This is a genomic window from Myroides sp. 1354 (genome assembly GCF_030324495.1).
In the GTDB taxonomy this organism is placed as follows: domain Bacteria; phylum Bacteroidota; class Bacteroidia; order Flavobacteriales; family Flavobacteriaceae; genus Flavobacterium.
In genome coordinates this window covers 126763-148761 of the sequence record NZ_JACAGN010000008.1, presented here as the reverse complement: position 1 = coordinate 148761, position 21999 = coordinate 126763, and the positions used below count along the sequence as shown (strand labels likewise).

19 protein-coding genes and 1 pseudogene are annotated in these 21999 nt (G+C 35.7%); 9 read left to right on the top strand and 11 right to left on the bottom strand.

The annotated features are described in order from the left end of the window. The 3 genes from HX004_RS10500 to HX004_RS10490 all read right to left on the bottom strand — a co-directional run. Positions 1–1810 (bottom strand): S8 family serine peptidase (locus tag HX004_RS10500; RefSeq protein WP_286442445.1); only part of this gene is annotated, 1810 nt, incomplete at its 3' end. A gap of 126 nt (positions 1811–1936) precedes the next feature. Beyond that, positions 1937–3106 (bottom strand): porin, encoded by a 1170-nt coding sequence (locus tag HX004_RS10495; protein WP_286442444.1) that lies wholly within the window; start codon positions 3104–3106, stop codon positions 1937–1939. Between the two features lie 218 nt (positions 3107–3324). Continuing rightward, positions 3325–5325: a S8 family serine peptidase gene (locus HX004_RS10490; RefSeq protein ID WP_286442443.1), complete on the bottom strand. Its 2001-nt coding sequence runs from the start codon at positions 5323–5325 to the stop codon at positions 3325–3327. Between the two features lie 138 nt (positions 5326–5463). Between HX004_RS10490 and HX004_RS10485 the strand changes: the two genes are divergently transcribed. Together HX004_RS10485 and rlmH are read left to right on the top strand one after the other, a co-directional pair. Next, positions 5464–7560 carry a M3 family metallopeptidase gene (locus HX004_RS10485; protein ID WP_286442442.1) on the top strand — a complete coding sequence of 699 codons (2097 nt, stop codon included), beginning with the start codon at positions 5464–5466 and terminating at the stop codon, positions 7558–7560. A gap of 102 nt (positions 7561–7662) precedes the next feature. Continuing rightward, on the top strand, positions 7663–8136 hold the full coding sequence (rlmH, locus tag HX004_RS10480; RefSeq protein WP_286442441.1) for a 23S rRNA (pseudouridine(1915)-N(3))-methyltransferase RlmH: 474 nt from the start codon (positions 7663–7665) through the stop codon (positions 8134–8136). 1 nt (position 8137) lies between these two features. On the opposite strand, the gene HX004_RS10475 is transcribed toward rlmH, so the two are convergent. Both HX004_RS10475 and folP read right to left on the bottom strand, forming a co-directional pair. Continuing rightward, positions 8138–8746, bottom strand: coding sequence for a hypothetical protein (locus HX004_RS10475; protein WP_286442440.1), 609 nt, complete (start codon positions 8744–8746; stop codon positions 8138–8140). Then, on the bottom strand, positions 8743–9567 hold the full coding sequence (gene folP, locus HX004_RS10470; protein WP_286442439.1) for a dihydropteroate synthase: 825 nt from the start codon (positions 9565–9567) through the stop codon (positions 8743–8745). The genes HX004_RS10475 and folP overlap by 4 nt, the downstream gene beginning before the upstream one ends. Positions 9568–9693: 126 nt before the next feature. On the opposite strand from folP, the gene HX004_RS10465 reads away from it, so the two are divergent. From HX004_RS10465 to HX004_RS10440, 6 genes are all read left to right on the top strand, one after another. Beyond that, entirely contained in the window at positions 9694–10239 is a 546-nt protein-coding gene (locus HX004_RS10465) for a DUF1599 domain-containing protein (RefSeq protein ID WP_286442438.1), read from the top strand. 20 nt (positions 10240–10259) lie between these two features. Next, positions 10260–11360, top strand: a complete 1101-nt coding sequence (locus HX004_RS10460; RefSeq protein ID WP_286442437.1) for a BT_3928 family protein — start codon at positions 10260–10262, stop codon at positions 11358–11360. Between the two features lie 7 nt (positions 11361–11367). After that, positions 11368–12447, top strand: coding sequence for an ABC transporter permease (locus HX004_RS10455; protein WP_286442436.1), 1080 nt, complete (start codon positions 11368–11370; stop codon positions 12445–12447). A 13-nt stretch (positions 12448–12460) separates the two neighbouring features. After that, the gene (locus tag HX004_RS10450; RefSeq protein WP_286442435.1) at positions 12461–13039 is read left to right on the top strand and encodes a TlpA family protein disulfide reductase; all 579 of its coding nucleotides are present in this window, start codon (positions 12461–12463) and stop codon (positions 13037–13039) included. A gap of 2 nt (positions 13040–13041) precedes the next feature. Beyond that, entirely contained in the window at positions 13042–13794 is a 753-nt protein-coding gene (gene tpiA / locus HX004_RS10445) for a triose-phosphate isomerase (protein WP_286442434.1), read from the top strand. 127 nt (positions 13795–13921) lie between these two features. After that, entirely contained in the window at positions 13922–14788 is an 867-nt protein-coding gene (locus HX004_RS10440; protein ID WP_286442433.1) for an AraC family transcriptional regulator, read from the top strand. Here HX004_RS10440 and HX004_RS10435 read toward each other — a convergent pair. From HX004_RS10435 to HX004_RS10410, 6 genes and pseudogenes are all read right to left on the bottom strand, one after another. Further along, positions 14785–15321 (bottom strand): DUF4269 domain-containing protein, encoded by a 537-nt coding sequence (locus HX004_RS10435; RefSeq protein WP_286442432.1) that lies wholly within the window; start codon positions 15319–15321, stop codon positions 14785–14787. The two genes, HX004_RS10440 and HX004_RS10435, sit on opposite strands and share 4 nt — an antisense overlap. Beyond that, positions 15322–15655 (bottom strand): annotated as a pseudogene (locus tag HX004_RS10430) (DMT family transporter). A gap of 87 nt (positions 15656–15742) precedes the next feature. Next, on the bottom strand, positions 15743–16258 hold the full coding sequence (locus HX004_RS10425) for a GNAT family N-acetyltransferase (RefSeq protein ID WP_286442431.1): 516 nt from the start codon (positions 16256–16258) through the stop codon (positions 15743–15745). Between the two features lie 278 nt (positions 16259–16536). Continuing rightward, positions 16537–17793 carry a beta-ketoacyl-ACP synthase II gene (fabF, locus tag HX004_RS10420; RefSeq protein ID WP_286442430.1) on the bottom strand — a complete coding sequence of 419 codons (1257 nt, stop codon included), beginning with the start codon at positions 17791–17793 and terminating at the stop codon, positions 16537–16539. A 77-nt stretch (positions 17794–17870) separates the two neighbouring features. Further along, positions 17871–18434, bottom strand: a complete 564-nt coding sequence (locus HX004_RS10415; RefSeq protein WP_286442429.1) for a TetR/AcrR family transcriptional regulator — start codon at positions 18432–18434, stop codon at positions 17871–17873. A 228-nt stretch (positions 18435–18662) separates the two neighbouring features. After that, the gene (locus HX004_RS10410; protein WP_286442428.1) at positions 18663–20288 is read right to left on the bottom strand and encodes a mechanosensitive ion channel family protein; all 1626 of its coding nucleotides are present in this window, start codon (positions 20286–20288) and stop codon (positions 18663–18665) included. A gap of 248 nt (positions 20289–20536) precedes the next feature. Between HX004_RS10410 and HX004_RS10405 the strand changes: the two genes are divergently transcribed. After that, entirely contained in the window at positions 20537–21985 is a 1449-nt protein-coding gene (locus HX004_RS10405) for a hypothetical protein (protein ID WP_286442427.1), read from the top strand. Positions 21986–21999: the final 14 nt, after the last annotated feature.

Here is a 21999-nt window from a genome sequence, read left to right as displayed (position 1 = left end):
CAACTACTGGATTTGGCCAAATAGCAAAAGATAAATCTGCTAATTCAAACTCTTCCGTTGATAGATTGTTGAAATCATCACTCGTCACAATTAGAGAATACTCTTGACTTCCTTCTTCTAATTCTCCTTTATGAGACACTCGAATCGTATAAGTCCCTGCTTCTGCTCCTTCTATTTCGATTTTTTCAATATTATCGACATCATTATCTGCTTGTACTGCGATTAGATTATCAAAATCTTTGTTTAATCTCCAAGGAAGATACTCTACTCCATCTTTATATACGCGTAAATCCAAGTCATTTACCAAAGTAGGATTGTTTTTTGCATAGGTTTCGTTCCAGTTATTCCTAGTCACTTCAGCATAAGGATCAGTCCAAGCCAATGTCACAACAACTTTTGCTCCACTTTCTTTGACAACCCACTCTTTTTCATAAGTTGCTCCCTGCATCAATTCATTTTCCTCAAGCATAACCTTGCCTTCTTTCTCTCCCAATAAAACTTGAACTCCTGCTTTAGCATTAATCAATCCCCAACCAAAAATATGGTCTGGTCCTTGTGATGTTCCAGTTTCATCTGCGGTATGTATCATTAACGCACGAACAGAGGCTGATTTTAAAGGCATCTCTCTATTCGCCATTGCCCATTGTTGCCACAAAGCAATAACACCTGTAACCGCTGGAGCCGCCATAGAAGTACCACTAAATGTTGCATAAGCATCATTTCTAGGAGTTCCCAATATAGGATTTGGCAATACATAATTAGAAGAAAAGACGTTAACTCCTTTAGCCGAAATATCGGGTTTTATACGAAAATCATTGGTTGGTCCATTACTACTAAAATCAGCAATGCGAACACTTGCTGGACCTGTATAATTTGTTACTTGGTTTACTGCTGCTACAATAATCGCATTTTTAGCAACTGAACCACCTAAAAGCATATCTACCCCATTTTTAGTAGGATTCAATCTACTATAATAATCTTGATCATTTCCAGCCGCAATAACTTGCTGATAATATTTATTATTTGAAGCTACCCAATCATAAACTTGCGCTGTTCCATCATAGGTTCCAAAATAATTTGGAGCAACATATATACGACCATCATCTCCAATAGCTGCCATACCATACGAATGATTGGAAACCAACAAGGCATTCGTAGATGCCTCTTCATTCATTTCTTCATAATCATCGTCCCAATCATAGCTCACTACCAGTGCTTCTGGTGCTATTCCCTTTGCATTGGAATTAGTACCTTTCGCACTTACTGTTCCTATAACGTGTGTGGCGTGTGATCGTCCTTTAACAAATCTACTCAACGAGGCTTGATCCAATCGCGATAAATCTGGTAACTCATTTTTGAGTGTGATCCTAGACAATCCAGTACTCCCTATTAATTCTACATGTGTATTTAAAGCTGGCGCACCATCCCAAACTCCTACTGTCACACCATTGCCATCGAGGTTTAATCCTAAACTTCCTCCGGGAGCTATATCATTCACTCGTGCTGTTACACGACTTCCTACATTGTTTGTCATATAATAAATATACGTCCCAAATTCATCTATTCGCTGTAGTGAATAAGCTCTACCGTCCTCTGTAACACCTGCTATTGGTCTATTATTGGCTTTCGCTATTTCATGAGCTTCTAATTTTTGAACTGTTAGTCTTTTTGCAACGTTGACATAACCTGTTTTCCTAACATTTTCTTTGTAGCTACTCATTATTTTGCGCTTCTGCTCTTGATTTTGTGCCTGCATACTCAAGCTACAAAATGCAGCAAAACTCAATACTAAAACAATACTTTTTTTCATGATTTGTTGTTTAACTTCTATAGGGTCATCTATTTCGCGGGAGGAAAGGTAAAATTTATATCTTATAAAAATAAATCGTTTGGTTAATTTTAACAAAATAATCACGATATTGCTTCATTTGACCTTTTACAACACATGCAAAGGTGCTATAAACCCAATACTAATACGTCCCGTACTACTATTTACTTGTCCTAATTCAGTTTTTGCATAAGAAGAATAATTATACCAACGACCAACATAAGCTGCATAAAAACGCAAATTCAAATTTTTAAACGGGCTATACTGTATCATCGGACTCACACCATAGCTTGTACGAATATGACTATTTCCAGATTCGCCAACGACACTATGTTGCGCATAAGCATTACTAGTCATCAACGTTAAAGAAAAAGTAAGTTTAGCAAACATTTGATAATCCAACCTTGTCCAATGATCCAGATAAGATACTTCCTCTGCCATAATCGGTTTTTCTTCTTGAGACATTGCACTAATTATTCCACGTTTATCCAATGCATCATGACTATATTGAAAATCGTACATCCAAGTTAGATTTTTATTTTGGTATTTATTTCCTAATGCGATATAATACATTCCTTTATTTTTAGCTTGAGAAAAATAGCTATAACTATAGGAGGTTTGAAATTTGTCATTCCAAAAACTTCCTCTCCAGTTTCCAACAAAAGCCAAGGGCATCTTAGCATCTTTCACCCCTTCTGGAAGAGAAATCACTCTTGTTTGGTCTAATTTATTAGCGCTTGTATTGAGGATCTGCACATTAAAACGATGTTTTGCATTGACTCTATATCCAACACCCGCACCCACTAAATAGTTTTCCGCATGATCGAGAATATCATTATAGGCCAAAACTTCAATTGGATTTAAATCAAATTCATATCCTCCCCAATCTGCCGAAAGCTTACCTATCGTAATATTTAATTTGTCCGTAGCCTTTAAATCTACAAAAGCAATGTCCACCGTCGAGTTAACGTGATCTAATGTACCCGTAGTTGGTGCAGCAGTAAACCTATTTCTGAATCGCACCCCTACTCGATCGTGCACTTTTGCAGTTAAGTCCAAGCGCAACTCATTACCGTTGAAATGACTTGTTGTTAGTTTGTCTTTCTCCAAATAACTATCAAGGCCATATCGCATAAAAAAAACCAAATCAAAATCTTTTAGTAGATTTTGTTTATTAACAGGGATAAGGGGATTGGAAAGAGAATCATTTACATTTATCTGTTGTCCAAAAGCAAACGTTGACAGCCCTATAAATACTGCACACACAAGTCGTTTCATACCTTCTTCATTATTTTAATTTTTAATTCTTTACTTGTGTTTCTCTTAAATAAAGTTCAATTATAAAATTGAATGACCTCTAAAAGAACACGATAAATCAAAAATCAAATAACATGCCGTTTTTTATTTTTAATTGAAAAACGAACTTATTTCTAAGAAATTATATGAATATCATAAAAAATACAGTACAAAACGCAACCTTATTCTTATTTTACGCTTTATTTTTTCAAAAATTTCACTTGATGCTTTTTTGCTGCTCCCGTAATAGTAAGAAAATACATTCCACGCGATAAAAAAGAGACATCTAAACTTTGTCTACTAGCTGCCTGCATTGGGATTGTCGCTATATACCTTCCCGATTGATCATAAATAGCTGCTTCTAATATGGAAAAGACAAAAGCCTGAGGTATTTCAACATTGAGTATTTCGCCTGCAGGATTAGGCCAAACAACGAGTTGTTCTAATTCTTCTGTCTCCTCTTCAGCAGCTAAAACAACTCCGCTATAGGTATTGCTATTTACAATTAAACTATAATCTTGCACTTGATTGACCAATTGTCCTTTATGGGATACGACAACCTCATAGATGCCTAACTCAGGGTTTTCTATATCGATTCGCTCGACATTATCCACCTGATTATCTCCTTGTATGGCTTTACTTCCAACAAAATGTTCCGTTAGCTTCCATGGAAAATAAGTAACCCCATCCTTATATACGCGCAAATCCAAATCATTCACTAAGTTTCTATTTCCGTTTAATTCAGTAAAATTTGCTTCACTATACATCCCTGCTACATCTGTCCAACAAATCGAAAACGACAATTTCTCCATTTTCTCTTCCATGCGCAAGCGAATAACATTCGCTTTTTTATTCAACAAGGTTTCTTCTCTCACAATTGCTTTTTTCTGGCTTGCAGCTTCTAATAATTGGATTCCATTCCAAGCATTAATCACGCCCCATCCTGTTTTTACATTGGGTCCTTTTTCATCATGAAATACGACAGCACTATTGATCATAATTCCCTTCATCGTAGCTGCTTTATAAGGAAAGTTCCTATGGTTGAGTGCCCATTGTTGCCACAACAATAGAATTCCAGCCACTGAAGGAGCTGCCATTGAAGTACCGCTTAACGTAGTATATAAATTATTTTTTTCAATTTCTCCATTAGAGAAACGATACTGATAAGCCGAAGAAAATACATCTTTTCCAATTGCAACGATATCTGGTTTAATGCGGAAATCATTGGTTGGTCCATTACTGCTAAATTCTGTTTCGTCAAGAGCACCTGAAAGATTTAGCCCTACCGCACCAACGACAATTGCATTCTTCGCATTTGCATGTCCCAACAACAAATCCATACCCTTTTTATCTGGGTTAATAATATCTGCATTCAGTTTATCATTTCCAGCCGCTACTACTGGTTGTAAATAAGGATATAAGTAAGTCAATTGATCCATGCGAACAGCATCAATCGTATAAGCTCCAAAATACTCTTTAGGCAAAAGTGGTTGCTTTTGATCGTCAACCGCTGCAATACCATAAGAATGATTCGAAACCAAAACCCCCTGCCTTCCTAAATCTCCCAACTTTGCCATGTCATTGGTCCATTGATAACTAAAAGCTTCGGCCATTGGAGCCATTCCCTTCGCCTCTTTTTTCTTCCCTTCTGCAAGTATTGTTCCAACTACATGTGTAGCGTGATTTCTCCTTCTTTCTATTGCAAGAAAATCGCCGTTATCCGCTGTTGCACTTTCATCCCATTGATCGAGTTTCTTTACACGTGAGTTAGATAATCCGCCAAATTCAATATGTTGTGAAAATGCCAAATCACCATCAATAACTCCAACGATCATATGTTGTCCTAATAAAGTATTGAACGTGGGTTGACTAGAGGCATTCAATTGATCTACTCCACTAACCACTCTCGAAATCACATTATGCGTCTTAAAGTAAATAACTGCATTGCGCTCTATACGCTGTGCTTGATAAAAATTAACCTCATCGGCAAATCGAGCTTTAAATTGAGTATTCTTCTTTTGATAATCCATTAACTTTTCACCTGCTAACATCTCATCACTTTTAATCTGTTGTAGGATTAACTTCGCGCCATCTGTTGTATATTGTCGCTGTAATTCTTTGCGAATAGCAGGAGATTGAGCAGATAAACTCGTTCCTATAAAAACAAAAAGAAAACTCAGAAAGGGGTTCATTTTAAACATAACATCTATTTACAAAGATTAAAAGACCAACACAATTGTATTTTGATTCAAAAGTGAGGTTTAAATTTATAATAAATTAAGTCAATTACAATATATTTTTATCTTTGACATTCATTAAACCAAAAACCATTCTATCCTATGTATGTAAAGAAAGTGATGATGGGCGTTGTATTAGGCGCTGCTGTATTTTCTATCTCTTGTCAAAACCAGTCAAAATGGGAGGAGTCCAATGCCTTTTTTAACGAAAGTGAACTTCCCTACCACACCGCTGATTTTTCAAAAATAAAAAACAAAGATTTTAAACCTGCTCTATTAGAGGGGATGCGCCAGCAAACAGAGGCTATTGAAAAAATAACCTCAAATGCAGAAGAACCTACTTTTGCCAATACCGTTGAAGCCTTAGAACTTTCAGGTTCTCTCTTAACGAGAGTAAGCAATGTTTTCCACTTGTTAACAGGAGCACACACCAATGATGAATTAATCGCGATTAACAATGAAATGGCTCCTAAGTTTGCAACACATGCAGATGGTATTTATTTAAATGATGCACTATTTGAACGCATTAAAAAATTATACGAGAATAGAACAATGCTAGGCCTTGAAGAAGAACAAATCAGGCTAATCGTTGTTTATTACGAACGTTTTGTACGAGAAGGAGCGAATTTAAATACAGAAGACAAGAAACAATTGAAGCAACTCAATCAAGAGATTGCTACGTTGACAAACGAGTTTAGCGATAAATTATTAGCGGCTACAAAATCAGGAGGTGTTAACGTAACGAAAGAAGAATTGGTTGGTTTATCAGACGAGGATATCGCTTCATTTGAACAGAAAAATGGAACCTATACCCTTGCGTTAAGTAATACAACACAACAACCTGCTTTAGGGCAATTAGAAAAAAGGGAGACACGTAAGACCTTGTTTGATGCTTCATGGAGTCGAGCAGAGAAAGAAGATAAAAATGATACGCGTTCTACACTTATAGCTCTAGCTCAAAAAAGAGCTGCTAAAGCGAAGTTATTGGGTTTTGACACCTATGCAGCTTGGAGTTTACAGGGCACTATGGCTGAGAATCCCGAACAGGTTTTCAAGATGTTATCTCAGTTGAGTTCCCATGCAATTCAAGCAGTAGAGGAAGAAACGGCGTTATTACAAGAGGTCAATAAATCTGGATCACCGCTAACTGCTGCAGATTGGATGTATTATGCAGAGCAAGTTAGACAAGAGAAATTCGCTTTGAATCAAGAGGAATTAAAACCGTATTTTGAATTAGAAAAAGTCCTAAAAGACGGTGTTTTCTTCATGGCTAAATACTTATATGATATCTCTTATATCGAACGCACGGATTTACCTGTGTGGCATGAAGACGTAAAGGTTTACGAATTTTTCAACAAAGACGGGAGTAAATTAGGGTTGTTTTATACCGATTACTTTCAACGTGATTCTAAACAAGGAGGAGCTTGGATGAGTAATATTGTGGATCAGTCCCATTTAACCAACCAACTTCCAGTAATCTACAATGTTGCTAATTTTCCTAAACCAGCAGCAGGACAAGCTGCTTTATTGAGTTTGGATGAAGTTGTAACTTTATTTCATGAATTTGGACATGCCTTACACGGTTTATTTGCTGATCAACAATATGCAACCTTATCAGGAACAAATGTATCTAGTGATTTCGTTGAATTCCCTTCTCAATTTCACGAGCATTTTGCCTTCGATCCTGTTATTTTAGATAATTATGCAAAGCATTATAAAACGGGGTATGTAATGCCGCAAGCCTTTGCTGACAACATCAAAGCAGCTGCGAGCTTTAATAAGGGATATAGTTTAACAGAATTATTGGGCGCTACATTTTTAGATTTAGCATGGCATAGTATTGATGCGAACACAACAATTACTGATGTAGATCAATTTGAGATTGATGCGCTAAAAAAATATGGTATTTATACAGAACTCGTGCCACCGAGATACCGTTCGTCTTACTTTAGTCATATCTTTGGTGGAGGATATGCCGCAGGTTACTATTCATATAAATGGTCAGAGATGATTGATTATGATGCGTACGCTTGGCTAATGGAAAATGGGGGTATTTCTTCTCAAAATGGAAATATACTGCGCAAAAAGTTATTCTCTAAAGGAAATACGGTACCCTTAGATAAGTTGTATCGCGATTTCAGAGAAAAAGATCCAACGATAGATGCTTACTTACAATACTCGGGTTTAATCAAACAATAAATAAAACAAAGCTATCCTCACCGGTAGCTTTGTTTGTTTTACTTCCTTCTTTTTCGCATGACAAGAAAATACTACCTTTGCCCCGAATCAATATTTTTTTAGATGAACATCAAACTACTAGCTATCGGCAAAACAGACAATAAAGAACTGCAAACCTTAATGAATGATTACATGAAGCGTTTGTCTTTTTACGTCAATTTCGACATGGAAATTATTGCGGATATCAAGAATGCTAAAAATTTATCTGAAGCTCAGCAAAAACAGAAAGAAGGAGAATTGATTTTAAGCAAAATCGGCCCTTCCGATTTCTTAATTTTACTCGATGAAAAAGGAAAAGAATTCACGAGTGTAGGTTTTGCGGATGAATTACAAAAGAGGATGAATGCAGGCATCAAAACCTTGGTCTTCGTCATAGGTGGTCCTTACGGGTTTTCAGAAGAAGTCTATAAAAACGCGAAAGGGAAAATATCACTTTCAAAAATGACATTTTCCCATCAAATGATTCGCTTGTTTATTATTGAACAGCTCTATCGCGGATTTACGATTTTGCGCAATGAGCCTTATCATCATCAATAGTTTAGTAAATGCGATCTTGTTTTACAAATTGATTGCTAATTTTTAGTTCTTCTAATAAGATTCGCATTTGCAAATACTTTTCGAAATCCAATTCTTTACTGAACCCCAATTGCAAACTATCTTTTCCTTGTGTTGCAGTTGCCACTTGATTTCGCTCTATGGCTTTTCCTTCAAAAAACACATCATTTGAAGCATTTACATAGAGTAAATTATCTGTAGAAGTTGGACGTTCAAAAACGTAATCAAGCGATTTAAAAGGAAAAAAAGACAAGTGTTTGTTTAATGTATCTGCATAACTGTAAAAAACACCTTTCTCATCCAGATGTAAATTCGCTTTGTCGTATTTTTTATTTTTAATTCCCGACACAATTTCCAATACTTCTTTTGCATTGAGTTCTCTCTCAATATGAAAGATAAAATTAGTTCCTCCTATTTTATTATTATCGTTCAAATGAGGGTGAATTCCATCCTCTGCGTATTCGATATAAATTGGCGAGTGATCGTCAATTCCTTCTTCAACAATATAGGCAGCACGTGCTAATTTCATTTCTTTCTTATCACAGCTCATAAACAAGCAAAGCAAGGGTAATACAAACAGTAATTTTCTCATATCATCAATTGGTTTAAAATTTTTCTAACTTCATTTGCTTCTTTTACGTCATGTACACGCAAGATTTGCGCGCCTTTTTGCAAAGCGATGGTATTTAATACACTTGTTCCGTTTAAAGCTTCTTGAGGTGTACAATCCAGGAGTTTATACAGCATTGATTTACGGGATATTCCTACGAGTAAAGGCAATTCAAAACAGTGAAAATGTTCTAATTTAGCCATCAACTCATAATTTTGCTGCATCGTCTTAGCAAAGCCAAACCCTGGGTCTAAGATAACATCATTGATTTTAGCTGCTCTAGCTTGTGCTAATCGCTCAGAAAAATAGTAGCGCATATCCACAAGTAGATCATCGTATGTTGTCATACTTTGCATGGTTTGGGGATTTCCCCTCATATGCATCATAATATAAGGAACTTGTAATTGTCCTACTACCTCAATCATCTGTTCGTCTAATAAACCTGCAGCAATATCATTAATAAGGGCTCCTCCTGCTTCAATAGCCTCTTTAGCTACTTTGGCTCGAAAAGTATCAATGGATATTTTTATCGTTGGAAATTGTTTAACGAGTAAAGACACTACACTTACTAACCGTCGGATTTCTTCTTCTTCACTGACAAATTCGGCACTGGGTTTAGAGGAATACGCTCCTAAATCAATGAAATCTGCACCATCCACAAGCATCTTTTCCGTTTGATTCAAAAAATCAATATCTGTTTTGTATTTGCCCCCATCGTAAAAAGAATTCGGAGTAACATTCAGAATCCCCATAATTCGAGGCGTAGATAAATCAATTAATTCTCCCTTACAATTTATTGTCATACAGCACAATTCAATATTTTATCTTATTTTTATTTATATTTAATTTTCCAAAAGGTGTAACATTATTTTCACCACCATAGTATTATTAGTATTTTTGAAAAATAATCCATTACAAATATAGTTTAAATGAGTACTACTTCTATACAATATGATCAGGTAATTGCTATTTGCAAATCGTTATTCCAAAAAAAGATGCACGATTATGGATGTGCTTGGCGTATCATGCGTTTGAGTTCATTAACTGATCAAATTTATATCAAGGCTCAACGCTTGAGAAGTATTCAAGAAAATACGGTACGCAAGGTTGACGAAGGAGAAGTTCCTGAGTTTATCGGCATTATCAATTACTGTGTAATGGCCTTAATCAATGCTGAAATTGGCGTAGGAAAATACCCGGACTTAACAGCTGAAGAGGTAGAAAAACTATACGACAAGCACGTCTTGGAAACCAAAACATTAATGGAAAACAAAAACCACGATTACGGAGAAGCTTGGCGTGATCTACGCGTTAGTTCGCTAACGGATTTGATTTTACAGAAGTTACTTCGCGTAAAGCAAATCGAGGATAATAAAGGAAAAACACTAGCTTCTGAAGGTATTGAGGCTAATTATCAAGATATGTTGAACTATGCGGTATTCGCGTTGATTCACCTTGAACTAATAAACGAATAAATAACCATCAACCACTAATTATGAAAATTATCACGCAACTGTCGCGCATTTTTGTAGGCGTATTATTTATTTTATCCGGTTTAGTAAAACTGAATGATCCTACAGGTTTCTCTTTTAAATTGGAGGAATATTTCTCGGAAGCAGTTTTAAACTTGCCTTTTTTAACGCCTTATGCCCTTTCACTAGCAGTTGTATTAGTGATTGCAGAAGTGATTTTAGGTGTTGCTTTGTTACTGGGATTCATGCGTAAATTGACGTTGACGTTGTTATTTTTAATGATTGTATTCTTTACTTTCTTGACGTTTTATTCGGCCTATTTCAATAAAGTAACAGATTGTGGTTGTTTTGGAGATGCTGTTCCTTTAACCCCTTGGGGATCGTTTACCAAAGACATTGTTTTATTGATTCTCATTCTTATTCTCATTAAATTCAAATCGTTTATTCAACCTATTTTTCAGGCAAAAACCAATAATCTCATTATGATGATTACTGTTGTTTTATGTTGTTTTATGGGATATTGGGTTTTAAATCACTTGCCTTTAAAGGATTTTAGAGCCTATAAAGTAGGAACTGATATTCAAAAGGGAATGGAAATTCCTGAAGATGCTCCTAAAGCAGAGTATCAAATGACCTTTTATTATAATGTTAATGGTAAAGAAGAGAAATTCACAGATAAAGAATTAGGGAATATTCCAGAAGGAGCGGAATTTGTTCGCAGAGAAGACATTCAATTGAGTGAAGGATACCAACCTGCAATTCACGATTTAACGATGGATTTAGATGGTGAAGAACACTTAGAACAAATGTTACAAGAACCTAAGTTAATTTGGATTATTTCATACGACCTAGAACGCGCAGATGCTGAAGGCTTACAAGCGATGAAAGACTTTGCAAACAAAGCAATTGTCAAAGGTTATGTCGTTGCGGGACTAACAGCTTCAAGCAATGCAATTATCGATGGGGTAATTAAAAAATATGAATTGCCTTTTATCTACTATACTTCAGATGCGACAACGCTAAAAACTATAGAAAGAGCTAATCCAAGTATTGTCGTGTTAGAAAAAGGAGTTATTGTGGAAAAGAAACACTGGAAAGATCGCAATCAGGTTACCTTAAAATAAAGAAATCTTGCTGACTTATTTCATCAAAAAAATGTGTTATGCCTTGCTAACCCTTTGGGGAGTAGTAAGTGTAGTTTTCTTTTTATTTACCATTTTACCAGGTGATCCTGCGCGTATGATGCTGGATCAGAATGAAAGTGCAGAACAACTGTTAGCCATCAAAAAGAAATATGGATTTGATCAACCGATAAGCAAACAATATATATTGTATTTGAATGACTTATCCCCTATTTCTTTCCATAGTACGCAAGCTGAAGACTACAGTTTTAGGCATGCAAATAAGTACAACGGTCTTGTTTTACTTACCATGGGGCAAACGGAGGTGATGCTCAAAGTACCTTATTTAAGAGAGAGTTTTCAAAAAAATGGAAAAACGGTCAGTAGTATTTTGGCTGAAACACTGCCTAATACAGTATTATTAGCCACAGTAGCGATTGGAATTGCCCTTTTTATAGGGGTATTTTTGGGTGTTATTTCTGCCCTCTATGTCAATACGTGGTTGGATCGTTTCATTTCCGTTGTCAGTACATTTGGGATGAGTATTCCTTCTTTCTTTAGTGCGATTTTGTTCGCGTGGATTTTTGGTTACCTTTTACACACCTATACACAACTCCCTATGACGGGTAGTTTATATGAAGTTGATGATTATGGTGATGGTCGTTACTTGGCATTAAAAAACATCATTCTCCCCGCTATAGTATTGGGAATTCGTCCATTATCTGTTGTTATTCAGCTTATGCGCAATTCCTTATTAGACGTATTGAGTTTAGATTATATTCGAACAGCCAAAGCAAAAGGAATGAGCATGACTCAAGTCATCTACAAACACGCGTTAAAAAATGCACTGAATCCTGTTGTAACTGCCCTTTCTGGTTGGTTTGCCTCCATGTTAGCTGGCGCGGTTTTTGTTGAATATATTTTTGGTTGGAATGGTTTAGGCAAAGAAATTGTAGAAGCCCTAAACACATTAGATCTTCCTATTATCATGGGAGCTGTACTTACTATAGCTACCGCTTTCGTAATCCTAACAATTTTAGTAGATTTGATCTATGCTTATTTAGACCCTCGAATAAAGCTAAACGAATAAATATCGATCCATTATGAAGAAAATTTTTATTGCCCTTTCTATACTTGCTTTAACAGCAACAGCTTGTAAGCAACAAACAGAGAAGTTGGAAGTTATTTCAACAGAAGAACCTACACCGACCACTTCTACACCAGAAGAAGCAAGTGTAGATAACACAAAATTTGCACCAGAGGCTTTGACACAAGTATTTCACAAATTAGATGGAAGTGCAATTACCTTCCAGGAAATACTAGCACAATATGCAGGTAAAAACATTTTAATTGACGTATGGGCGGCTTGGTGTCCAGATTGTATCAAGGCAGTACCTGAAATGAAAAAAATCAAAGCTGCATTTCCAGAAGTTGTTTTTGTGAATTTATCGTTGGATAAAACACCCGAAGCATGGAAAGAAGCAATTGAAAAATATGGCATTGAAGGAGAACAATTTCACCTTAACGATGAGAAACGCATGAAAGGAACTTTTGGTCAAGCGATCCAATTAAATTGGATTCCCCGTTATATGGTACTAAATAAAGAAGGAAAAATTGAGCTTTTTAATGCGACAGAGAAAAACTTTGAAGAGATAAAAGCCTTATTAAATACAATACAATAATTATGAGACACTCAATTGTTGCTGGAAACTGGAAGATGCACAAGAATCTTTCAGAAACCCATGTACTATTAGATGAATTAATTGAACTATTGCCTACAGGTAAAGAAGTAGAGGTTATTGTTGCTCCTACTTTTACGAACTTAGCTAGTGCTGTAGATCACCTAGAAGGAACAAACATTCAAGTGGCAGCTCAAAATATGCACCAAGCAGAAGGTGGTGCTTTTACAGGAGAGATTTCTGCTCAAATGTTGTTGAGTGTTGGTGTTGAAACCGTAATTATCGGACACTCGGAGCGCAGACATTACTTTAAAGAAACAGATGCTATCTTAGCAGATAAAGTGAATACTGCATTAAGACATAATATGCGCGTAATTTACTGTATTGGAGAAGAATTAAAAGACCGCGAGAACAAACAGTATCTCAACGTTATTTTCAATCAGTTGAGAGACGGACTCTTCCATTTAACCAAAGCACAATGGGAAAATATTGTAATTGCCTATGAGCCTGTATGGGCGATTGGAACTGGAGAAACAGCAACACCAGAACAAGCACAAGAAATTCACGCTTTTATTCGTCAAGAAATTGAGCGTCAATACGACAAAACGGTAGCTGAAAACACCGCTATTCTATATGGAGGTAGTGTTAAGCCTAGTAATGCCAAAGAGATTTTCTCAAAACCAGACGTTGATGGAGGTTTAATTGGAGGAGCTGCTTTAGTAGCCGCTGATTTTGCAGCCATTGTAGCAGCCATATAATCGAACTTACATTCTATTTATATCCGAGCCTATCTCTTGCAGATAGGCTTTTTTTATCTTTCATTTTTATCTATTTATAAAGATTCTAAATAATTCACTATATTTGTCAGACAAAATAAAACAACATATGTCTTACAATCAAGAAATTATAACCTATAGTCAAGATAAATCGGTAAAAAATGGTGTTTTTTTGAAAGAATTAGCTCCACAAACCTTAGAAGAAGATATTGTAGGATTAACGCATCGAGATGATTACTATGTTTTCATTCTTGTACTCCATGGCACTTTTCGCATTAATTGTGAATTGCAATCTCATGAACTTCACGCCAGAGATTTGTTTTTAATCAAGCCTTATCAAATTCACACGATAGAGGAATATAGCGGTGATTTTTTTGCTCATTTTCTAAGTATCCAAGATTTTCGAATTCCCGATGAATTGACTTATCTACTTTTCAATTTACCGAATACGCAACAGCGCATTTCCCTGGAAACGCAAACTTGTCAAACCTTACTCGAAACAATTCATCTATTGACGAAATATGAAACGCAGAAAGAAGAGTATACAACAGAAATAACCAATGGATTATTTCAGGCAATTATCTATAAAATTAGTTCGCTTTATAAAGAAACCACTCGAGTACCGGAAGTTTCGGCAATCAATCAATCCAACGTTATTACGTCTAAATTCAAACGATTAATTACGACGCAAACACATTTAAAACAACCCTCCTATTTTGCTGATTTGTTGTTTATTACCCCTGCACATTTAAATGATTGTGTCAAAAAAACAACAGGACAAACCGTGAGTTATTGGTTGAAGAAATCAATTATTGATGAAGCAAAACGACTGTTATACTATACAACCAAATCGGTAAAGGAGATTGCCTTTGAATTGGGATATGAAGATCACACGTACTTTTCGCGCTTATTCAAAAAGCACGTCAAACAAACGCCTTTACAATTTAGAGGAGATCTTATTCCCCTTGTAAATTAAGTTTTTTTTGTACCGTATAGAAGTAGGTTTTCATAGGGATCACCTTTCAATCCCAATAGTTTTGCAAAAGCGGGTTCCGTTTTAATTCCTTCGCGTTTTAGTGCAATGATTTGGGCTTTAAAAATAGGCCCTTGTTCCCGTAATATCTCATCCTCTATCAACATATGACGGTAGCCATACTGTGCACTTACTGGGATCGCTTGTGCAAACAATTCAATTGGAAAATCATCAAGTACAAAATTTGCAACATAGGTTTGTTGCTTTCGCATTTCAAATACAAGATCCGAAAATCCAGTACAACTACCGAAATGATTTTGAACAATTGATTGAAACACCTCAACATCTTCCAATTGACAAGCAATATCAATATCACTCGTTTCAATGGCAATATCCAAAGGAAATGTTCCGACAACGACAGGATTAAAAGCAGCCAATAGCTCTAAAATCCGATGGGAAGTTAAGGTGTGATATACTTGTTGTTGAACTTTTGATCCTTGCTGTAAATAAGCAATGGTGTTAAAATCAATTTTCATTTAATGTGCATTCATTTTAGAAAACAAAATTGATAATAACGACACCTAATACAATAAAAGCCATACCGATAATTGCAGGTAAATCGGGTTTTTGACCATACACTAGAATGGCAACTACTGTTACCAATACAATACCTATCCCCGACCAAATAGCGTAGGCAATTCCCACGGGGATTGTACGGAGTGTCAAACTTAGGAAATAAAAAGCCACAGCATACATCGTCACTGTAATTACGCTTGGAACAATTTTGGTAAACTCATGGGAAGCCTTTAAGGCACTAGTTGCAATTACCTCACTAACAATAGCAATAAGCAAGAAAAGAAAATTTTTCACCGTTCACGTCATTAAAAAACAAAGGTAAACTAGATTCTTTAAATAAGAAGTGCTACTCTTATACTTTAACGTAAGGAATCTTTTTCTTTACTCTCTCATATACCAATAGTGATCAACTCCATCTAAATCAAAAGTATAAGCTGCGTGAAAGCCAATTTTACCTAAAACGCGTTTAGAACTTTCATTTTCAACTTCTGAAACGGCAAAAATAGGATGTTGTTGAAAGTGATTCGCAGCATAATCTAAGCACGCTAGTGCAGCCTCCGTTGCATATCCTTTTCCCCAAGCATCAAAGCGAAAGCGATACGCTAAATCTAAGTACTCACGCAGACCATTTAATCCATTTTCAACAAGCTTAAATCCACACCAACCGATAAACTCTCCCGTATTCTTTTCGATAATAGCCCATCGCCCCACACCAAAATCACTGTATTGCTTTTGAATGAATGCTATAATTTCATTTGCTTCTTCCATTGAAGTAATGACCAGGCTTCCCACGTATTTTACTACGCGTTCATCGCTGTCTAGGTCGTAAATTCCCTTGGCATCTTCTTTTGTTATTTCACGAATAATCAAGCGTTCTGTTTCAATAATTGTAGTCATAGTTGTTTTGTTTGTTACTAATTTAATAAAATTATTCTTATAAATTAATGGGTATACTAAAAACTACTTATTCCTCTTTATATAGAGAGAGGAGAGAGGAAATCGAAACGCAGTGAAAATCGAAACGTAGGGGCACAGGGTCCTGTGCTTAATAAAACGAAGTGACTTTTTAAACTAAAATATAAACCTAATAAGATAAAGAAGAGAGATGTTGAATATTCCTAAATAAGATTAGTCGTTTTTAAACCATCATCTCACCAACTCTCTATCTTCAAAAATCACAAAGAATTTACTTCTAGTTTCTTAAAAATAATACTGGATGTATGTCCTCCAAAGCCAAAAGTATTATTCATAGCCACCTTAACCGTTTTATGTTGAGCCAGATTAGGCGTTAAATTTAAATCCTCGCTAATTGTTGGATCCAGCGTAGTTAAATTAATCGTAGGGGGTATGATTCCCTCCATTATACTCTTAATACACAAAATGGATTCGATTGCACCAGCTGCACCGAGTAGATGGCCTGTCATAGATTTAGTGGCACTAACATTCAACTGTGTAAGATGACCTTTAAATAGATGCTCTATTGCTTTACATTCACTGATATCACCAACAGGTGTAGAAGTTGCATGAGCGTTAATATAATCTATTTCCTGAGCTTGCAGTCCCGCGTCAGTTAATGCTTGTTGCATCGCTGCAATTGCACCTTCCCCTTCAGGATGTGTTGCTGCCACGTGATACGCATCAGAAGCTGAGCCATACCCCACCAGTTCACAGTAAATCTTCGCTCCTCTTTTTTGAGCGTGTTCTAATTCTTCCAACAATAAAATACCTGCTCCTTCACCAGCTACAAATCCTGTTCGATGGGCGTCAAATGGACGGGACGCTTGATCTGGATTTTCATTCGCTGTAGATAACGCTTTCATCGCATTAAATCCAGCAATAGCCGATTGACAAATGGTAGCTTCCGTCCCACCTGCTAAGATTAAATCCGCTCTTCCTAAGCGAATTGCATCAAAAGCACTGCCTATTGCGTTATTTGATGCAGCACAAGCTGAAGCTACAGCATAACTAATTCCCTTTAAACCATAACGAATAGAAATTTGCCCAGCTGCCATATTCGAAATCATCTTGGTAATAAAAAAGGGGTTAAAACGAGGTTGAGTTGTGTCTTTTCCAAAATTCAATATCTCTTCTTCTAAGGTTTCCAACCCACCAATTCCTGTAGCGATAATAGCCCCAAAACGATGACGATTAATTAGATCCCAATTCAATTGAGCATCCCTGATACATTCTTCACTTGCTGCTATAGCATATTGAGTAAATAAGTCCATTTTTCTTGCTTCGGGTTTGGTAAAATAAAGCAAAGGATCAAATGCTTTTACTTCACAAGCAAATTTGGTTTTAAAGTTAGTCGCATCAAAATGCGTAATCAATGCCGCTCCACTTTTTCCTTGAATCGCATTGTTCCAAAATGTTTCTACATTATTTCCTAGGGGGGTGATTGCACCTAAACCTGTAATAACAACTCTCTTCATAATTTTATATTTTTTTATACTTACTAATAAGTAAGTAATCAGGTTAAAAAAAATTCACCAATCGATATACAAACGAACTATTGCTCTTTCAACTGTTCTACAAGAGAATAACAATATCCTTTGTAATCGACATACTTATTTACTCTTGCCAATTGTAAACTAGCCACCAAGCTTGACAAGATTACAAAAGCGCGTTGTTTTTCTTCTTCTTCAAACTGAAAAACCCCTTGCTTCTTTCCTTCAATCAGAACTCCAGTTAACCAATTTACGATTAAATCAACAATTTTCGTTACCTCTACTTGTGTAGTTGGAAACAACGTCTCAATATCTGTAGACAAAGCACCAACAATACAAAGTTTTCGCTCTCTTTGACTTTTAATATAGATTTTAATAAAAGTCTCTATTTTTTTTTCGGGGTCAAATTGTAAGGCTTCCATGTTCGCCATCATCTCTTCAAAACGCTGAATATTTGTTTTGACAATACTCGTCCCCAAGTTTTCTTTGCTCGCAAAATAATAGTGTATTGCTGCATTTTTTATCCCCAAAGCCGTAGAAATATCTTGATAGCTAAAACCATTATATCCTTTAGTTAAGATTAATTCTTCTCCTAATTCTAAAATACGTTCTCTAGTGCCCGACATAATTCTTGATTTAATAACGAAACAATATTACTTACTAATTAGTAAGTAAACAATTTATTTAACTATTTTTTTTCATCAGTGAACGCTGAAATATAAATTGTTAACCGATTATTTTCTACCTGAAGTAAAAATAAACCGCCCTATACATCAAAAAAAACCACTCCTACAAAGGAATGGTTCTTCTTTTACTTGCATATCTTCGGTTAACCGATAACCGTTAACGGCTAACTATTTCACATATTTAGGCGGAACGGTTGTGTGATTTCCATCTACATTTCGACTCACAATAAAATGTGGGGATGCCATTTCGATATTATTTTCTGCAAAAACATCTTGAGCATGTTGACGCAAATCAGAATAAATTTTAGCGGTTAATTTTGCTTCTTTGATGTATACATTCAACTGATAATCCACATAAAAATCTCTAAATTGATCTTGTAGAATAAATGGTTTTTGACGTTTCAACACGTGTTCTGTGCGATTGGCTACTTCATATAGCATTTCGTGAACTTTTTGCCAAGGCACATCATAACCAACAGCAATACTTGTATGTAGAATTAGTCCGTGTTCTTTAGCTGATTGAGAATAATTGACGGTATGCGCCGACATAATATTGGAATTCGGTATGGTAATAATCTCATTTTTAGGCGTTTTAATACGCGTAACCAAAGCTGTTTTTTCCAAAACATCTCCGGTATACTCCCCTAGTTTAATGCGATCTCCTATTTTAAACGGTCGCATATAAGTAATCACAAGTCCAGCTACCAAGTTACCAATAACGGAAGTTGATCCTAGAGAAACAACGATACCCGCAAAAACCGAAACTCCTTTAAAAATTTCCGAATCTGAATTAGGTAAATAAGGGAATATCAAAATGAACATGAAGATAAACATCAATCCACTGATAATATTATAGGTAGGAAAAGCCCAATCGGGATAAAAACCTTTTAGGGTAATTTTATTATTGGCAATTTTTTCTGCTAGAGAACGTACAAATTTTTGTACATATCTAAAGATAAATACAATCACCAAAATGGTAAATAACTTTGGCATATAAGCTTTGACGCTTCTACCTACAGCTTTTAATGGTGACATTACATAATCCAACAATTGATCGGAGATGTGTTTCGTAAATGGAAATAATTTAAAGATGGCTAATAATCCAAAATACAAAAAGATTAAAACAATAAAGAAACGCACAACTTTCGCCATGGAAATTGTTGTTAGCATAGCTCTATGGTCATCGATAATACCAAACATGCCTTTAATTTTCTTTCCACGCTGCTTCCAAATCATCACCTTAGCTCTTCTATACCAATAGTAAATGTATTTGATAATAAATATTTCAGCGATAATAATCCCAATCGTTCCCGCTATTTGCAACAACACTTGTTGCCAACTCATACTGTGTTGTTGTTCTTCAACTGATTCAATAATTTTTAGCTTATAATACTGTGCCGCTTGAATTTTGGTTTTATTTTCTTGTGTAGCTTGAATCGTATCCACACTCATCAAAATCTCATTCTCATACATCAGATTGAGATAATTACCTGTATCCACTAATTTAATCGAATCTCTTTCAAACAGATAGTTATCCACTAAAGTTGCAATCTTTCTTTCGATGGATTTCGCTCTTTGTTTAGAAGTAAAAGACCCAATATTTCCATATACATTAAACAATGTATCGTGCATCACGATTACTGGGGTTTTTTCTAATACAATAAATGCAGGTTGAACAGCCTCAACTTTTTCAGGGGTCTGTGTGGTTTTCTTATTCTTCGCCCATGTAGCACCTCCTAAAAGAATAGCTGCAATTAAAACAAAAAAGCGAATAGTCGACAAATCGTATTTCATACGTAAAGGAGTTCTAAATATTATAACAAATTTAACTGAAAATTTCAAATATAAAATCTTATTTTACAGATAATACATCACACTATTTTTATTTTTTAACAATTATAACGACGTATACTTTCTACAAAAATCATTTATTTACTTCTATTTCCTCTCTTTGAGGTGTTTTCAGAAAAACCCCTAATTATAGGGAGGATAAAAAAAAGCAAATGAAGTATATTCGTATACTCACCTAAAATAAAGTTCTCATGCACTTATCTTTATTCCTATTTGGTATTTTTTCTTTTTTAGGTTGTCATCCAACTAAAGAGAACTTAGTTAGTCTACAAGTAAACCAAGAGCTTTATCCATATCTCACCAAAAATCATACCTATATTTACGTTGATTCCCATACTACTCCCGTGATTTCAACTCCTTTTGCTACTGCAGACCTATTCACATCAACGGGTTACGCTGTTGTATCAAATGAAAAAGGGCAATCAGCTATTATCAATAAAATGGGAAAAATTGTAGTTCCCTTTGCGGACCGCTATCTATCCCTTCAAGTTTTAGATGATCAACTCACGGTTGTATACACCCGAAAAAGCTACGCGAAAAACTCGCGTTTTTGGGAATGGGAATGGAATATTTTTTCGGGGTTAAAAACGGAAGTACAGCGCCAAAAATTTGAAGTTTACATCCTAGAAACAGGTCAAGTACTCTTTGCGGAGTCATTGAGTGATAAAGCGTCACTTCCCACGTATATCGCGTCTCTGAATGCTGATCACTTTATCTTTAACAAGACCCTATACAAAAAAAAAGGACAACGCTTAAGCAAACAAAAAAACAACATTATTCACTGGTTTGAACCGAATAAGCTTTTACAGCAAAACGGTTCCCAATTTGCTATTCTTTCACTCGAGAGCAAAATACCTATTCTCGAACACTTGGAGGCTACCAATCAACTAACACTTGAAGTCAATGGCAAAGAACTTCTACTTACAGAAGTTAACAAAAGCAGATACTATTCTGAGATTCCGGAAATACTCTTTAATGCAAAGACGAAAGAGTATTGGATTGAACCTTTATTTGATCGGGTTTTTCCGAAAAAAATTAAAACGCAAAATGAGGCAGATCTCGCTTATCTGCAAAAAGTGAGTTACATCAATACGGTTCCCGATTATCCCTATTTTATCTTGGGTGTTTTTGATTATGAGAATTGGAAATTTCAATGGAAATATTTGGCTTTAGATGGTACCCTTTTGGATCGTATTGACGCTCCCGATTTTTTCGTTGTCGATGCTCTTTCACGCGTACAAAGACCTCAACCAACGGAACTCATTTCAACCGATCAAATTCCACCAAATTGGTCTTTAGAGGCGGTGACAAAGTACAAAGGTTTTTCTCATTTATTTAAAATTACGCTCAAACAAGAAGGACAAAGCAATCGCTATGGTTTGTGGAACACCCAAACCAAGCAATGGGAGCTTCAGCCCATTTATCGCGATTTATACTGGCTGGATATAGAACAAGGTTTATTAGCATTAGCAAAGGAAGATCGTCAATATGTCATTTACAACTACAAAACGAAAAAAAATTTAACCGATATTATCTTCAGCTATATTGATACTTCAGGTTGGGTGAGTCAAGCGAACACAGCAGGAAAAGAGATTCATTTTTATTTGGATTTTGCAACTGCCAAAGCGTATAAAGAATAACGGTAGTAGTTATT

Excerpts from the sequence above, each read along its gene's own strand:
- HX004_RS10495 (WP_286442444.1), bottom strand. The coding sequence starts at position 3,106 with ATGAAACGACTTGTGTGTGCAGTATTTATAGGGCTGTCAACGTTTGCT.
- HX004_RS10490 (WP_286442443.1), bottom strand. The coding sequence starts at position 5,325 with ATGTTTAAAATGAACCCCTTTCTGAGTTTTCTTTTTGTTTTTATAGGA.
- HX004_RS10485 (WP_286442442.1), top strand. The coding sequence starts at position 5,464 with ATGTATGTAAAGAAAGTGATGATGGGCGTTGTATTAGGCGCTGCTGTA.
- rlmH (WP_286442441.1), top strand. The coding sequence starts at position 7,663 with ATGAACATCAAACTACTAGCTATCGGCAAAACAGACAATAAAGAACTG.
- HX004_RS10475 (WP_286442440.1), bottom strand. The coding sequence starts at position 8,746 with ATGAGAAAATTACTGTTTGTATTACCCTTGCTTTGCTTGTTTATGAGC.
- folP (WP_286442439.1), bottom strand. The coding sequence starts at position 9,567 with ATGACAATAAATTGTAAGGGAGAATTAATTGATTTATCTACGCCTCGA.
- HX004_RS10465 (WP_286442438.1), top strand. The coding sequence starts at position 9,694 with ATGAGTACTACTTCTATACAATATGATCAGGTAATTGCTATTTGCAAA.
- HX004_RS10460 (WP_286442437.1), top strand. The coding sequence starts at position 10,260 with ATGAAAATTATCACGCAACTGTCGCGCATTTTTGTAGGCGTATTATTT.
- HX004_RS10450 (WP_286442435.1), top strand. The coding sequence starts at position 12,461 with ATGAAGAAAATTTTTATTGCCCTTTCTATACTTGCTTTAACAGCAACA.
- tpiA (WP_286442434.1), top strand. The coding sequence starts at position 13,042 with ATGAGACACTCAATTGTTGCTGGAAACTGGAAGATGCACAAGAATCTT.
- HX004_RS10440 (WP_286442433.1), top strand. The coding sequence starts at position 13,922 with ATGTCTTACAATCAAGAAATTATAACCTATAGTCAAGATAAATCGGTA.
- HX004_RS10435 (WP_286442432.1), bottom strand. The coding sequence starts at position 15,321 with ATGAAAATTGATTTTAACACCATTGCTTATTTACAGCAAGGATCAAAA.
- HX004_RS10425 (WP_286442431.1), bottom strand. The coding sequence starts at position 16,258 with ATGACTACAATTATTGAAACAGAACGCTTGATTATTCGTGAAATAACA.
- fabF (WP_286442430.1), bottom strand. The coding sequence starts at position 17,793 with ATGAAGAGAGTTGTTATTACAGGTTTAGGTGCAATCACCCCCCTAGGA.
- HX004_RS10415 (WP_286442429.1), bottom strand. The coding sequence starts at position 18,434 with ATGTCGGGCACTAGAGAACGTATTTTAGAATTAGGAGAAGAATTAATC.
- HX004_RS10410 (WP_286442428.1), bottom strand. The coding sequence starts at position 20,288 with ATGAAATACGATTTGTCGACTATTCGCTTTTTTGTTTTAATTGCAGCT.
- HX004_RS10405 (WP_286442427.1), top strand. The coding sequence starts at position 20,537 with ATGCACTTATCTTTATTCCTATTTGGTATTTTTTCTTTTTTAGGTTGT.